Raw genomic sequence first — 13558 nt, forward strand, 5'->3', positions numbered from 1 at the left:
ACGGCAGCCCCAAATAGCGTCGAGTTTCTCTCTCGTTGGGTACATCAACCATGATCGCACGGAATCCGCTTGGGTAGGAAAGTGAAAATGCACCCTCGGGCATCGGTGGTCTTGTGAAGTACCCCGCGCGGTATTCGTAATATGCCAGATAAGCTGCGCCTGCGACGATAGCCGTAACTATAACCCGGTCTTTCCACTTCCCCATCTGCCCCGCCCAATTTCCCCGCGCAGCTTTCAACAAAGCGACGAGCGCCCCACGGCCTACGTCTTGATTCCATTATATTCAAGAAGGCGATCATAGTACTTCTCGGCCCTTCGCATAGCCCGGCATTCCTCAAAGGCAGAACGAAACCCCGCGAATTTTCGGGGCCTTTGAGGTGGAATTAAGAGGACGCACCAGAGCAGGCGCAAGAGCTTCGCTAGCGTAGAAGCCGCGTTCGTCAACAAAGAGCCCCGGCGGGTGCAGGCGATCGGGACACGCTGCGAGGCTACAGCCCTAGGCGAGCCGGAATACTACGCTTGCATCAAGCGCCGCCGCAAGGAATGCGGACTGGGCTTCTCCCTGGGTTGCAGTGCCTGCCACGGTAGGAGCGCAGGCCTGCATTGCCGAGAAGAAGGCGAGGCCGTTTGTCACCGGCCAATTCGTAAAGAGCATATCAAGGGCTTCTTCTGCCGATGCAACAGTATGCAGCATGCGGTTGCGTTCAACGACTAAGACCAGCCAACCCGGTGTCGACACAAGGTCTCCGATTCCGCTTTACAGGGATACGCACTGATGGATAGCGCGGTCACTCTTTATAAACCCCGCCCGTGACATGTTGTTCCCATTATTCCACGGGAAGACGAAGCAGGAGCAATTCCAGCAACTCTCGGGGCGCGAGCGTCGAATTCGACGACATAAGCTCTATGGCGACATTTGCGGCGGCTTGCGCCTGGATGCTTTCAGGATCGGTTCTCTTCCGGTAGGGAGTTGTTGCCGTAAGGGGCAAGGGCGTCCGCAGCGGACGTCGATCCGCCTTATCGGTATTTGGTGCACGAGGACCGAAATGCCCAATGAGGTCGGACGGGTAGAGGGCATTAGTCGTGCCGGTGCAAGCGGGCTGCAAGGGACTGCGGATCTTCTGGAGCCACGCCCGCCGCCCTGTTCGGCGAGGAGGACGGCGACTGCCGAGGCGCGCCGGCCGCGTGTGACTTATCTCCTCACCGTCCTTTATCCGGCATTGCGCTTTTCATAAAATGCCATGAATTCTTCGAACGGGAGGGCCTTTGAGTATAGCCAACCTTGTCCGAACTGAATGCCGGAATGACGCAGGCTCGTTACCTGCTCCACTGTCTCGATCCCTTCCGCGACCATCTTGAGTTTCAGGCTATGGGTCATCTCGATGATAAGGTGTCACCAGGCTTGTCGCGGCATTCCGGCCGATAGCATCTACGAAGGACCTGTCGATCTTGAGCACCGACGTTCGGCGGCTGGTCACCGGAGATTGTCGGTCGCCGGCCCCCAGTCACGGTCGATGGCTCAGGGGCACGCGGCGTAGTCGCAGTGGCAAGTTACGAGGCCGGGAAATCCGACGGCCACTCCGCCATGCCGTCCGAACGAACCTGGGCAACCCTGCGATACGTGTAACAAACACGATGCTACTTGTATAAGAGGTCTTGTGGTGCTCTCCTTCGGCCGCTGTCCTATCGTTGGGAGAAGACCATGCCGAACATGATGAAAGCAGCGGTTGTCCTCGATTTCAATAAGCCACTGGTTATTGAGCAAATGCCGATACCAGACCCTGCGGATGATCAGATACTGGTGCGTTTCGCTGCGACAGGCGTCTGCCATACCGATCTTCACGCCGCTCGTGGGGATTGGCCCGTCAAACCAAGTCCACCGTTCATCCCAGGCCACGAAGGCGTTGGATATGTCGCCAAGGCCGGTCGTTCGGTGAAGCGGTTGAAGGAGGGCGACCGGGTCGGCGTTCCGTGGCTCCATACTGCTTGCGGATACTGCTCTCATTGCCGGACGGGTTGGGAAACGTTGTGCGGAAGCCAGCAGAACACGGGCTATTCTGTCAATGGCTCCTTTGCCGAGTACGGCCTCGCGGACCCCGACTTTGTCGGCATCCTCCCTGACAAACTCGATTTCGGCCCGGCAGCGCCGGTCCTGTGTGCTGGCGTTACCGTGTACAAGGGCCTCAAGGAAACCGAAGTGAACCCTGGCGAGTGGGTAATGATCTCAGGCATCGGTGGCCTTGGACACATGGCCGTCCAATATGCAAAAGCGATGGGAATGCACGTCGTTGCCGTCGACGTTTCCGAAAGCAAGCTCACTCTTGCGAGCCAACTTGGGGCGGATGTGACGGTCGATGCACGGGAACCCGATGCAGTTGCCAGGGTCCAAAAGGAAGTCGGCGGGGTGCATGGCGCGTTGGTGACTGCTGTGTCTCCGGAGGCTATGGAGCAGGCTTTCCACATGCTGCGTTCCAAAGGGACGATGTCGCTCGTCGGACTGCCGCCGTCCATGATCAGCCTTCCCGTCTTCGACACGGTTCTCAAACGCATCACGGTGAGAGGCTCGATCGTCGGCACACGCCAGGACCTTGAGGAATCTATCGGCTTTGCCGCCGACGGGAAGGTGGCGTCCCACTTCAGTTGGGACAAGCTTGAGAACATCAACGACATTTTCGCGCGCATGGAGGAAGGCAAGATCGACGGCCGGGTCGTCATCGACCTCCAGTAGCCCGTTAGCGAACACAAGGAGAAGTGCAATGCAGGGCTCCATGACCAGACGCACGCTTATGCAGTTCGCAGGCGCAGCCGCCACAGTCGCGACGACATCAAACCTGCTCATGTCCGCGGCACGTGCAGACACGATCAGCGGGGACATGTACTGGGAACTCGTCCGCCACCAGTTCATCTTCCCGGACACAGCAATTCCGATGAACAGCGCGAACCTTTGCCCGTCCTTCGAGTCTGTGGCATCAAAGGTGGCAGAATTGACCCGCGTCGTGGACTACGACGTTTCGTTGAATAACCGGGCGCAGTTCAACGACCGGCTCTCCAGTTCCCGAATGAAGGTCGCGGCCCAGATCGGAGCCGATCCGGATGAAATCGCCCTGGTTCGAAACACCTCCGAGGCTAACAGCGTCATCACCAACGGTCTCGACTTCAAGTCGGGAGACGAGGTAGTCATTTGGGATCAGAACCACGTCACGAACAACGAGGCGTGGGATATCCGGGCCAGGCGGTTTGGCCTGAAGGTCGTGCGCGTGGCATTGCCGCGACTACCCGAGAGTGACGAACAAATCGTCGAGCTGTTCTCCAAGGCCTGCACCGACCGAACGAAGGCCGTCAGCTTCACCGAATGCTCCAACGTGAGCGGACTGAAGCTTCCGGCCAAGAAAATTGTGGTGATGGCTCGCGAGAAGGGCATTCATTGTCATGTCGACGGGGCTCAGAGCTGGGGCGCGTCAGCGCTCAACCTCCACGACATGGGATGCGACACCTTCTCGGCCAGCGCGCACAAGTGGTTCATGGGTCCGAAGGAGGTCGGTATCCTCTATGTGCGCAAAGGACGCGCCGGCGGAATATGGCCAAACACGATCGGCTACACTGGAGAGATTAAGGTCGAACTCGACCTCGACAACGCAAAGAAGTTTGAAACGCTCGGACAACGCGATGATGCAGCCATCGCAGCGATCGCGGACACTGCGGATATTCACACTCAGATCGGCCCGCGGCGTGTAGAAGCCCGCATAGCGGAACTCGCGAGCCAACTAAAGCAGGGATTAAAGGATCTCGGGGCTACCCTTGTCACTCCGGAAAATCCGGCGATGAGCGGCGGGGTTGTTGTGATAGAGGTTCCGAAGCAAAACCAAAAAACGGTGGTCGACACCCTTTATTCAAAATTCGGGATAGCAGCCTCTTCCAGCGGCGGGTTACGACTTTGCCCCCACATTTACAATACACAGGCCCACATCCAACGTGCTCTCGACGGAGTAGCCTCGATGCGTGACCTTATAAAAACCTGACGGATAGCGGCATCTACTTACCCTCAGTACACCGGACATGATCCAGCAGCACTACGGCGGTTTTTGCCACAGGACAAGGCGGCGTTGGCAGCGCGCATTTTAAACGAGGTTTGGCAAGCGGCCTAATGAGAGTCGCTGTGCTGCAAAACGGGTGGCAGCGGGTCGGTTAGCTCCAGCTAGCCGATCGCGCTCGCTCCGCACGACCTTAGTACTCGGTCTTGAAGGGAATCGAACCGGCGTCACTCAAGTCAACCGACGGGAACACCTGGAAATCAATCTTTCTGGCGTAGGCTCTCTTGTGGAACTCGCCAAAAGCCGGCCCAGCGTCATCACCTTCCCCAGACGGCGGTGCCCGTGGGCAAGGTCAGATTGACTGCCGCCACCGATAGACAAGTGAAACGAATCTGTTGGAATGGCGGTCAGCGCGGCTCTCGACGCCGACCCGAATTCTTCGGCGCAGGCCGTCGAGCATTGCGAAATCGCTCGCTTGTATGGGGCATTGTCAAGCCTGCTCCTATTTCATTTTCTCATCATCTCCTTGTTCGGCCGATTGGCGACCATCTCCTCGTCCCGACCTATTTTCGCGATCGCCGCGGCGCGCAGTGACAGTCAAGGGTGGAGGGCCGCCAGGCACTCCATCGCGCAGCGACTTGTCCTTGACGGTCGCGAGCACGGCGGCAGGCCGTTTGGGTCGGGCGAGACCTGAGCAAACAAGGCAATTCCGAGGGGAGCTCGCCATCAGGCGCGGCAAATGCGCCACAAGCTTGTATGCGGTTGATCCTCGCGGATCGCAAACCATGATGCAGGCATACGCATCATTGGGCGAAGCTCCGGGGCGGCGGGCCCATTCTACAGCGCGGCTTGAGAAGCCATGTGAGTGATCGGGTTCACCACCACCTCGGATTCTTGTCAGCAGACCTTTTCCGGCCCGCCGGATCGGCTGTCTCCCTCCTCTGGCGTCAGGCAGCGCGCAAAACGAAGCCGCTCGGAATCTCACCAGTCGTGACCAATCTCCACAGGGCTATCAACAGTTTGCGCGCCAGCGCCACGATCATTGTCTTGCGCGTGCCGCCGCGACCATCGGCGGTGCGGGCCGTAAACCACTCGGCAAGGGCGCTGTCCTTCTGGAATTGCAGAAAGCGCCACGCCAGCAGGATCATGCCGTAGCGAACGCGCGCATTGCCGGCCCGGGCCAATCCCTTCTCGCGCCGGCGCTTGCCGCTCTCGTCCGGCGCCCCGGTGAGACCCGCGTACCGGGCGACGGCCCTTCGATCGCGTAAGCCGCGCGACAAAATCTCATGGACCAGCATGTCTGCCGTCTCGATGCCGACCCCGATGACCCGCGCGAGGAGACGCACCATGGCATGCGCGCCTTGCTCTGCCGCAGGTGCGGTGGGAGCAGTGGCGAGCCGGCGCAAGCGCTCGCGTTCGATCTCGCGGATCTGTTCGAAGAGCAACCGCATTCGCGCAAAATTGCGTCTCAGTTCGGCGCGCGTGTTCTCTGGCAGCAAAGTGCCGTCCACGATGCGCAGAGAGTCCAGCTTGTTGGCATTGCGTAAAATGGGTTTGAAGGCGCGAATGCCGAAGCGAGCGAGGGTCGCCTTGATGCGGTTCACAATCCGCGATCGCTCGCGCACCAGGCTGTCCCGCTCGCGGTTCGGCCGCCGTGCGTCCTCCTCATCGACTGTGGGAATCACGGCCATACTGCAGTGGCGCTTCTCGCCGCGCAGCCAGCCAAGAAAGGCGCGCATCAAAAGCTCGGTGTCGAGACGATCGGTCTTGGCACGCCGGTGTTCGCGCGACACCGCAACGCTCGAGGGATGGATCACCTGCGCCTCGACGGCTCGGCCCTGCAGCCAGCGCGCCAGCCAGAAGCCGTCGCGTCCGGCCTCGTAGGCAACCGTGATCCGCTTGATCAGTTGTCCCGAATGCTCGGCCTCGTTCCGCCAGCTATGCAACAGCTTCAGCAGTTCCTCCGGATCAGCATCAAGTTTCTTGAGTGGCCGGCGCTCAAGTCCTGGAACAATCGCTGCGACGAGCCACTTCGATAGGCTCATCTCGACCACGACGACCAACGTAGTATCCTGGTCGAAGGCGGCGAGGGACCGGGTCGCGTCAAATGATTCCGACAATGAGGGTGCTCCTTTTGGTTTTTTCGACCGCCGAAGGATGACACACCCTCGCCGCTCCCCCCATAGCATCTACAGTACTCTGATCGCATGGGCGGACCAGCTCGGTCTGAAGATGCCGTGCCATTTCTGCAATCACCTCTTGCCGAAGAAGAGGCCACCGACAAGAAGCTCATGCAGCTTGCTCAAAGTCGGCAAGCAGGACGCAAAGGCCGTCCTCGGGCGGCCTTTGCGCTTGAATGGAATGGCTGGTTCCAACGCTATTTGGTCGGGCTTGAACCGACGACGTTAGTGAATCGATGCGGACGTCGGCGCGTTCACCTTCGTCGAACAGATCCCAACGTATGTTCCGATGAGGGAGGCCGCGATGGCGTCAACCGTCAGGTATCCGTCGTGATAAAGGTCGATCGCCGCGTTGCAGAGGACCTGGGAGGCATGATTTTCAGGTGACTCTGCGTAGAAACGGTACCAAGCTTGGACAGCTTCCGACATCAATCGGAAGCCAGTTTCGTGCTTTTCCATGAACATCTCCTTGCGCAGAAAGTAAGCTTCTGCGCAACGGTGTCAACTTCGCCGGCTGTCCGCCTTGGCCCACGAATTATGTCACATTCCCTTACTGTTATTTGACCGCAATTATTATTTTCTGTGAGTTTTATCTCCCGATAATATTTCTCGCCAGCTTCTATCAACCAACGACAATCGGTGCTATTCAGGCCGCATCAAGCGCTGCGCCCGCAGAAAGATCCCTTGACATACCGCCGCTTCGCGACCGCGTCGTCCTCCGACGCGCCGAAGATGATAACCCGATACGAGGCCGGGATTTGCGATACCGCATAGGAAAAGTCTCAGGAAAGGCGGTGATGTCACTGATCACGCCTCATGACAAAAGCGGAAAGCTCGATTTCAATTGAGAGGATCGAACCAATGGCCAAAGGACAAATTGCGAAGCAACCGCGAGACGCGGAAGCCCAAGCAGGAAAACGCGCCGGTGAGGGTTGAGGCGACCTTCGCCAATCAGATGAAGGACGCCACGAAAAGCCGCCTGCAGGGCTGCAAGCACAAGAGATGAAGCCAAAAGGAAGCGCGCCAAGCGGCCGCGCAGCAATTATCAAGCGAGCGTCCCTACGACAACGTTCCGAACCTCAGGAGATCCAGCAGCGATGAGCTCTTTTCATCCAATCTATCGCTTCGACTACCCGCTTTTCCTCATCAAATCCGCCGTTGTGATAGCACTTGCCTTCTCTTCATTCATTGCCATTGGTGGAACTATTCTTTGACCAGGCCCCTCCACCGCGATCAAAGCCCACCCCTGTCCGATGAAAAGGCTTGGCTCAAAATCCTCGCCATGTATCGCCAGCCGCATCTCAGACGCAGCGTTTTCGAACTTGCAGTAACGGCCATTCCATTTGCGTTCTGCTGGGCTGGTGCCTTGGCGGCGGTTCACTACGGCTACTGGGCCGGGCTCGTTCTGATTGTTCCCGCAGCCGCCTTTCTGCTTCGCTTGTTCATGATCCAGCACGATTGCGGCCACGGCTCCTTCTTTGCGCGTCGCCGTATCGACGACTGGACGGGCCGCGTGATCGGCGTCCTGACGCTTACGCCCTATGATTACTGGCGCCGGGCGCATGCGGAGCATCATGCCTTGGCGGGAAATCTCGAGGGGCGCGGCGTTGGCGATATAACAACGCTGACGGTGTTGGAGTATGACCGCCGTTCCTGGATCGGTCGGCTCAGCTATCGCCTGTATAGGCATCCGGCAATCATGTTTGGCATCGGCCCCGCATGGCTGTTCCTGTTCAAGCAGCGGCTTCCCTTCGGCATGATGCGATCCGGTTCCTTGCCTTGGATATCCACCATGGCGACAAATCTGGCGATCGCGCTCATCTCCACGATATTGATATGGGCAATCGGAATCCTGCCCTTCCTGCTGGTGCATCTGCCCGTCGCCCTATTGGCCGCAACCGCGGGCATCTGGCTCTTCTACGTGCAACATCAGTTTGAAGAAACCCATTGGTCGAGAGAACCGGAATGGCAATTCCCACATGCGGCCCTTCATGGTGCATCGCACTACGACCTGCCGTTGGCTCTTCGCTGGATCACGGGCAACATCGGTATCCATCACGTTCACCACCTGTCGAGTAGGGTCCCCTATTACAGGCTTCCGGAAGTATTGAGAGACCACCCGGCATTGGCCGGTATTGGCCGCATCACCATGATGCAGAGCCTGCGCTGTGTAAAACTGGTTTTGTGGGATGAGCACAGGCGACGCCTGATCTCGTTTCGCGACGCCGCGCAGCTGCGTCAGCCACAGTAGTCTCGTTCGTCAAACAGCAATCTGGCGTTCGGAGCAGTTTAGCCGTCAGATTGTGGCACCGAAGGCTGACCCCTCGTTATATGAGCGTAAGCCTTTGATCTACAGACAGAAAATTGAAATTGGGAAGGGTCAGGATCCTGGCCGATGATGACCCCTCCAATGGCCGACGAACGTTCGGCGAGGTTGTCACCTTTAAGCTGGGGCATGGTCGCGCTGGGGATGAAGAAACAATCTGGGTTCAAAAGGAGGATGTCGCCGAATGGCGAAGCACCAGTTCCACGCGATAGCAGGGCTACTAGCCTCCGGTTCCGTCGCCTGACCTGCGCTGCCCCTCGATACATCTCAAAAATGTAATGTATCGCGCCGTTAATGCGCCCCCGTCGCCCATTGCCCGGTGCACGTCTAAGGCTAATCGCGAAAAGAACCTTAGACCTGCCAGCTAGAAACCAAATTTAGCCCGCGCGGTCTGACAAGCATCATCACCAGGAACACAAGCTCGGCAAACATCCGGCCGAACTTCATAGACAAGGCATGCCGTGCTTATGCCTACTTCACCCGCCAGCGCGGAACATCGCGAGCCTTCGCAGCGCATCCCGCCTTGGTCAGCTGCCACATAGTAGCCGGGGACCAAATCCAGATCGTCATCGGCTTCCGTGGTGAACCTGGGCCACTCGGATGAGTATGAGCAGCACGCTCCGCAGCTTTGGCAACCGACTTCGTCGATAAACGCCACGCTCGCCCTCGTCGCGCGAGGGAGATTTCTGTGCTTCACTTGTGCTTCAGAAGCCAAAGCTTGCCCGCCATGGTAATTCCGTGAGGCGAATGCGCCGCACCATCGGATCGATCGAGAGTGCGAAGGAGGTCAAGTTCCGTAAGCCGCTCCACCGTCGCCGTTGTGACCGACTTCACCTTGATTGGACGCTCTTTGAACCGGTCTGACTTCGCGAAAGTGATGGTAGCGTTAAGATGTGTCCAGGACTTGCCATCTTGGGAATGCAAGTCGCCATCCTTCGCAAGCTTCAAGGCTTTAACGTGAGACGGCGTCAACTCCACCGAAATGGCTTGGGAATTTGCGCTGAATTTCTCTTTTGTAATCAGAAACGGTCTCCTTTAATTTCCTTGGCTCCGAGATCCTTGTAATTTCGCCCTTAGCTTTAGCGTGCCTAAACCGCAGCATGGAACCGGACATAAATCCGGCTCCACTGTGCTTCCATCTCATCTCCATGCCAGTACATCCGTGGTCAGGGAGGCGAAAGGTTAGGCTGCCCGCGTTCTAAGTCTTACTTTTTCTGGACTGCTCTACGACAGGCTGCGCCAGTCTGAGCGCCCTGAGCTTTTGCGTTTTCTTGTCGCGTTCCGCCACTTCGGCTTCGAGAATATTGCGAACTGTCGCATTCATCTGCGTCGCTTTCGCGTCGGCAGAAAGTTTGGCAGGGTTGAAAAACGCGTCTTTCGTGATGGTCATGATCTCACTCCCATTAAGGCTACCTCTCCAGCAGGCGATCAGGCTTTGCGGGAATTTCTACGGCTACCGTCGGACTTGCCTTTGGCAGATGATGTCTTCGCATCGTACGATTGCCCGAAATTCGTTCCGCCAAGGTGACCGCCGCCACTGGTGTTCTTCACCTGACGGAGGGCCCGCTGGATTTGCTGGTCGGCATTTGTCTTTTTCATTCGATCACTATCTCTGAAAACGAGGAAAGGAAGGGAGTTCCGACTTTTGAAATGTTCGGTCGATGCCAGTAGATCCCTGGCAAAAGACCGATGGTTTCTTTAGGCGGCTTGGAGGTTTTCAGCGGCGCTCTTGCCCGAACGGGTATCCTCGACGACGTCGAAGCTGAGCTTCTGGCCTTCAGACAGGAAACTCATCCCTGAGCGCTCGACGGCGGAAATGTGAACGAAGATGTCCTTGCTGCCGTCCGTAGGCTGGATAAAGCCGAAGCCTTTAGTAGTGTTGAAAAACTTAACGATACCTGTGTTCATGACGATTATCCTTTTCAATCGCACGAGTAGTTGCTGCCCGACGAAAGCCGTCGGCAGTCAATGATCGATGTCTGTAAGAAAAGGTTCGCCAGCTGCGTCATATAACGCAAAGCAAAGCTCAAAAAGCAAAAGTCGATGCCCTATATATAATGAGCAATACGTCGTAATCAAGACGAGTGACCCCGCCCCCAATTTCTCTGTGATGTTCGAAAGCCTTCGGCGGCTTCAAAGGAAAACGTAGACGTGCTTTTTGATCCCACGCTGCGACGAGATCACTGAATTTCCTTGAAGGAGCGCAATCCAGCTCCTGCCAAAGCCTATGCGGCGCAATTCGGCCAAGACGTAATTCGGGTGCCCTTGTACCTCCCCTGGTTGGGGCGCAGGCCAAATCCGGCGTCGAGAGTGTGACGGGCGATACCGGGGTTTGCTTTTTCGCTCTGGCCGCTATCGGCGATCATTCCAAGTGCGCCGCACGGTATTCATCCGCCAGCCGGCCCTAGGCCGTCACCTCGATTTCGAGGGAAGTACAGTTGACGGTCGGACGCGTTTCGCTCGGTTATCGTCTACGACGCTGGCCCCTGGCGATCTGGCGCAGCATACTTTGACCCGCCGTAAGCATCTCGACGTGGAAGGTTGCGAGCGCCGCGATGAGTGAGAGGACGGCACCCGCAAACAACAAATCATCATCAAAAATCTCGCTGAAAATTGACCGCACTCGTTCGGGTATCAACGGAATTCTTGCAACAGAGCCCTAATTTTGCTCCCGACCGGCTTTTCTGCCGAACCGCGCACCTCCGCGTGGAGGAAGACGGCGCTCAGTCGGCCGATCATCGAAAAGTTATTATCAGTCTAAAGCAAAATGAAAACCAGGACGGTGACACCGGTAAACATCCCAAACCCGAGCCCGATCTTGTTGGCCTTGGCTTGTGCCCTACGCTGCATGATTCGGCGTTGCGCTGTCTTGATCTGCCCATTCACCAATTGCTCCGCCTCGTCGTATCGCCGCCTCTGCTCCTTAGCCAGTTCCTCGCGGACTTCCGGCGTGTCCTCCGGTATCAATTTGATACGTGCCGTGTAGCCCAGGACTTTGCGACATTCGACGTCGGCAAGAGCCTCTCTCATGGTGTCAAAGACGCCTTCGATCACGTAATCGACCATTATAAAGTATTTCATGGCTCCGTCCCCTGCCCCCGCTACATCTTAGACCTCCGCTGGCTCCTGAGCCACTATGCGCTTGGAGTGGTCTGCGAACGCGAGGGACAGACCAGCCAGAAAGTTCCGGGAAACACCGCCCGTCGTAATCGAAAAATTCCCTGTTCAGCTCGCTGGAATTTGCTATGTCTCTACAGGTACGACAGGAACAACGATCCTTCGATGGGACTTCCGACATGGACCAAGAAATCCATCCTGCCGCGATTGAGCACCTGCCAGTCTTCATCACCGCACCTGGGCAGACCGACTATCTTTTCGTGGCGGTCGCTATCTTTCTCCTGGTCATGGTCCTCGTTATTGGCAATCTCTATTTTCAGCTACATGCGCTTCCAGAGCGAATGGCGCATAAGACCAGCAAGATCCAGCTGGAAATCGTGGCGGTGCTGGGTTTGATCTCGTTGTTCACGCACAACCATCTTTTCTGGATTGCCGGTCTCTTGCTGGCTTTCATCGAATTTCCGGACTTCTCGACACCGCTCTACTCCATTGCCCGGTCGCTCGGGAAACTGTCCGGTCGTGACGTCCAGTCGACAGGAGACCCAGCGCTGGTTCGAGAAGAGCCGATCGTGTCAGAATCGAAGGTGGACTCCCACGGAGAGGGCAACTGAGCCATGTTCGAACTGATCCTGTGTTCCCTGCTGACGATCGTTCCAGACTATCTCTACCGACGCTATGGCCAAGGAAAGCGGATCGGCCGCGAAATCACACTCTATAGCGTGTGGTACGAGCTGCGCTGGGGCATTTCTGCTTGTCTCCTGCTGACGATTTCGCTGATCACCATGATCTTCTACTTCCATCCATCGACGTCGAATGTCACCGCCATATTCCGCACCGTAACAATTCTGCCGGAAACAGGCGGGCGCGTGGAAGAGGTATATGTCGGGATCAACCAGAAGGTCCAGGCCGGGGACCCGCTGTTCAGGCTCAACAGTGACGCCCAGAAGGCCGCGCTCGATGCGTCCAGGCGCAAGATTGCCGAAGTCGACGCCGCAATGAAAGTGGCTCAGAGCGAGCTTGCAAGCGCCGACGGCGAAATCAAGCAAGCCCAGGGAGACTACCAAACGGCCGTCGACGAATACGAGATGAAGAAGCAGCTCTTGAAGAACGACGCCGTGGCCAGGCGCGAGGTTGAGCGGCTTGAAACCAACATCGACAGTCGAAAGGGTGCGCTCGATTCAGACATCGCCAAAAAGCAGACCTTGCAAACGCAGATCGAAGAACTTCTGCCGGCTCAAAAGGCGAGCGCTGAGGCGGCCGAAAAACAGGCGCAGGTCGATCTCGACAAGACCGTCGTCAGGGCCGGCGTCACCGGGACGGTGCAGCAATTTACGCTGCGTCGCGGCGACGTGGTCAACCCGCTGCTGCGTCCCGCCGGCATCCTGGTCCCAGAAAGTGCGGGCAAAAACGTGCTGATCGCCGGCTTCGGGCAGATCGAGGCGCAGGTGTTGAAGACGGGAATGATCGCCGAGGCGACTTGCATCGGCCGGCCGTTCACCATCATTCCGATGGTTGTAACCGAGGTTCAGGACGTCATCGCCGCAGGTCAATATCGGCCGACAGACCAACTGCTCGACGTCCGGCAGGTATCGCAGCCTGGGACCCTGACCGTCTTCATGGAGCCACTCTTTACCGGCGGCCTCAACGGCGTTCCCCCGGGAAGCAGTTGCATCGCCAACGCCTACACGAATAACCACGACGCGCTTGCCGACAAGAACATCGGCACCTTGCGCTGGATCTTCCTGCATGTCGTGGACACTGTCGGGCTCGTCCACGCGATGATATTACGGCTGCAAGCCCTGTTGCTGCCTGTACAGACCCTTGTCCTGCAGGGCCATTAAGTCTCATCGATCCCATGCCGGAGCGGCAGAAAATCGGCGGTGCTGCTGACCGCCTGCCGCCCG

General features: G+C 57.5%; 14 protein-coding genes and 2 pseudogenes. 7 read left to right on the forward strand and 9 right to left on the reverse strand.

Annotation, left to right across the window (positions count from 1 at the left end; genetic code table 11):
• Positions 1 to 496 precede the first annotated feature (496 nt).
• Positions 497 to 739 carry a DUF982 domain-containing protein gene (locus IB244_RS20845; RefSeq protein ID WP_029792764.1) on the reverse strand — a complete coding sequence of 81 codons (243 nt, stop codon included), beginning with the start codon at positions 737 to 739 and terminating at the stop codon, positions 497 to 499.
• A 471-nt stretch (positions 740 to 1210) separates the two neighbouring features.
• Complete coding sequence (locus tag IB244_RS33170; protein WP_348644149.1) at positions 1211 to 1378, reverse strand: EAL domain-containing protein; 168 nt, start codon at positions 1376 to 1378, stop codon at positions 1211 to 1213.
• 96 nt (positions 1379 to 1474) lie between these two features.
• On the opposite strand from IB244_RS33170, the pseudogene IB244_RS32385 reads away from it, so the two are divergent.
• The 3 genes and pseudogenes from IB244_RS32385 to IB244_RS20860 form a co-directional block, all read left to right on the forward strand.
• Positions 1475 to 1594: pseudogene (locus tag IB244_RS32385) on the forward strand (DNA polymerase IV); the annotation flags it as partial.
• A gap of 108 nt (positions 1595 to 1702) precedes the next feature.
• Positions 1703 to 2728: an alcohol dehydrogenase AdhP gene (gene adhP, locus IB244_RS20855; protein WP_029792551.1), complete on the forward strand. Its 1026-nt coding sequence runs from the start codon at positions 1703 to 1705 to the stop codon at positions 2726 to 2728.
• 28 nt (positions 2729 to 2756) lie between these two features.
• A complete protein-coding gene (locus IB244_RS20860; RefSeq protein WP_029792550.1) occupies positions 2757 to 4019 on the forward strand; it encodes an aminotransferase class V-fold PLP-dependent enzyme in 1263 nt (420 codons plus the stop codon).
• Positions 4020 to 4978: 959 nt separating this feature from the next.
• Here IB244_RS20860 and IB244_RS20865 read toward each other — a convergent pair.
• A complete protein-coding gene (locus IB244_RS20865; RefSeq protein ID WP_029792547.1) occupies positions 4979 to 6151 on the reverse strand; it encodes an IS110 family transposase in 1173 nt (390 codons plus the stop codon).
• A 70-nt stretch (positions 6152 to 6221) separates the two neighbouring features.
• Here IB244_RS20865 and IB244_RS32390 point away from each other — a divergent pair.
• Positions 6222 to 6373: pseudogene (locus IB244_RS32390) on the forward strand (DUF892 family protein); the annotation flags it as partial.
• A gap of 63 nt (positions 6374 to 6436) precedes the next feature.
• Here the strand turns inward: IB244_RS32390 and IB244_RS20870 are convergent.
• Positions 6437 to 6670, reverse strand: a complete 234-nt coding sequence (locus tag IB244_RS20870; protein ID WP_029792545.1) for a hypothetical protein — start codon at positions 6668 to 6670, stop codon at positions 6437 to 6439.
• A 751-nt stretch (positions 6671 to 7421) separates the two neighbouring features.
• Between IB244_RS20870 and IB244_RS20875 the strand changes: the two genes are divergently transcribed.
• Complete coding sequence (locus IB244_RS20875; RefSeq protein ID WP_029792543.1) at positions 7422 to 8462, forward strand: fatty acid desaturase; 1041 nt, start codon at positions 7422 to 7424, stop codon at positions 8460 to 8462.
• Between the two features lie 439 nt (positions 8463 to 8901).
• Here the strand turns inward: IB244_RS20875 and IB244_RS20880 are convergent, their stop codons facing one another.
• The 5 genes from IB244_RS20880 to IB244_RS20900 form a co-directional block, all read right to left on the reverse strand.
• A complete protein-coding gene (locus IB244_RS20880) occupies positions 8902 to 9195 on the reverse strand; it encodes a YkgJ family cysteine cluster protein (RefSeq protein WP_169683802.1) in 294 nt (97 codons plus the stop codon).
• A 35-nt stretch (positions 9196 to 9230) separates the two neighbouring features.
• A complete protein-coding gene (locus tag IB244_RS20885) occupies positions 9231 to 9515 on the reverse strand; it encodes a hypothetical protein (RefSeq protein ID WP_029792542.1) in 285 nt (94 codons plus the stop codon).
• Between the two features lie 220 nt (positions 9516 to 9735).
• A complete protein-coding gene (locus tag IB244_RS20890) occupies positions 9736 to 9927 on the reverse strand; it encodes a hypothetical protein (RefSeq protein WP_192305407.1) in 192 nt (63 codons plus the stop codon).
• A 308-nt stretch (positions 9928 to 10235) separates the two neighbouring features.
• Entirely contained in the window at positions 10236 to 10445 is a 210-nt protein-coding gene (locus IB244_RS20895; RefSeq protein WP_018116770.1) for a cold-shock protein, read from the reverse strand.
• Between the two features lie 849 nt (positions 10446 to 11294).
• Positions 11295 to 11618, reverse strand: coding sequence for a hypothetical protein (locus IB244_RS20900; RefSeq protein WP_029792540.1), 324 nt, complete (start codon positions 11616 to 11618; stop codon positions 11295 to 11297).
• Positions 11619 to 11833: 215 nt separating this feature from the next.
• Here IB244_RS20900 and IB244_RS20905 point away from each other — a divergent pair, with 215 nt between their 5' ends.
• Positions 11834 to 12265 (forward strand): hypothetical protein, encoded by a 432-nt coding sequence (locus IB244_RS20905; RefSeq protein ID WP_029792539.1) that lies wholly within the window; start codon positions 11834 to 11836, stop codon positions 12263 to 12265.
• Between the two features lie 3 nt (positions 12266 to 12268).
• Complete coding sequence (locus tag IB244_RS20910; protein WP_029792538.1) at positions 12269 to 13495, forward strand: HlyD family secretion protein; 1227 nt, start codon at positions 12269 to 12271, stop codon at positions 13493 to 13495.
• Positions 13496 to 13558 lie beyond the last annotated feature (63 nt).

It is taken from the genome of Rhizobium sp. RHZ02, assembly GCF_014851575.1.
Classification (GTDB): Bacteria; Pseudomonadota; Alphaproteobacteria; order Rhizobiales; family Rhizobiaceae; genus Rhizobium; species Rhizobium altiplani.

What these genes read in the sequence shown, in the direction of transcription:
- IB244_RS20860 (WP_029792550.1), top strand. Translation starts at nt 2,757, where the DNA reads ATGCAGGGCTCCATGACCAGACGCACGCTTATGCAGTTCGCAGGCGCA.
- IB244_RS20895 (WP_018116770.1), bottom strand. Translation starts at nt 10,445, where the DNA reads ATGAACACAGGTATCGTTAAGTTTTTCAACACTACTAAAGGCTTCGGC.
- IB244_RS20890 (WP_192305407.1), bottom strand. Translation starts at nt 9,927, where the DNA reads ATGACCATCACGAAAGACGCGTTTTTCAACCCTGCCAAACTTTCTGCC.
- IB244_RS20870 (WP_029792545.1), bottom strand. Translation starts at nt 6,670, where the DNA reads ATGGAAAAGCACGAAACTGGCTTCCGATTGATGTCGGAAGCTGTCCAA.
- IB244_RS20905 (WP_029792539.1), top strand. Translation starts at nt 11,834, where the DNA reads ATGGACCAAGAAATCCATCCTGCCGCGATTGAGCACCTGCCAGTCTTC.
- IB244_RS20900 (WP_029792540.1), bottom strand. Translation starts at nt 11,618, where the DNA reads ATGAAATACTTTATAATGGTCGATTACGTGATCGAAGGCGTCTTTGAC.
- adhP (WP_029792551.1), top strand. Translation starts at nt 1,703, where the DNA reads ATGCCGAACATGATGAAAGCAGCGGTTGTCCTCGATTTCAATAAGCCA.
- IB244_RS33170 (WP_348644149.1), bottom strand. Translation starts at nt 1,378, where the DNA reads ATGACCCATAGCCTGAAACTCAAGATGGTCGCGGAAGGGATCGAGACA.
- IB244_RS20910 (WP_029792538.1), top strand. Translation starts at nt 12,269, where the DNA reads ATGTTCGAACTGATCCTGTGTTCCCTGCTGACGATCGTTCCAGACTAT.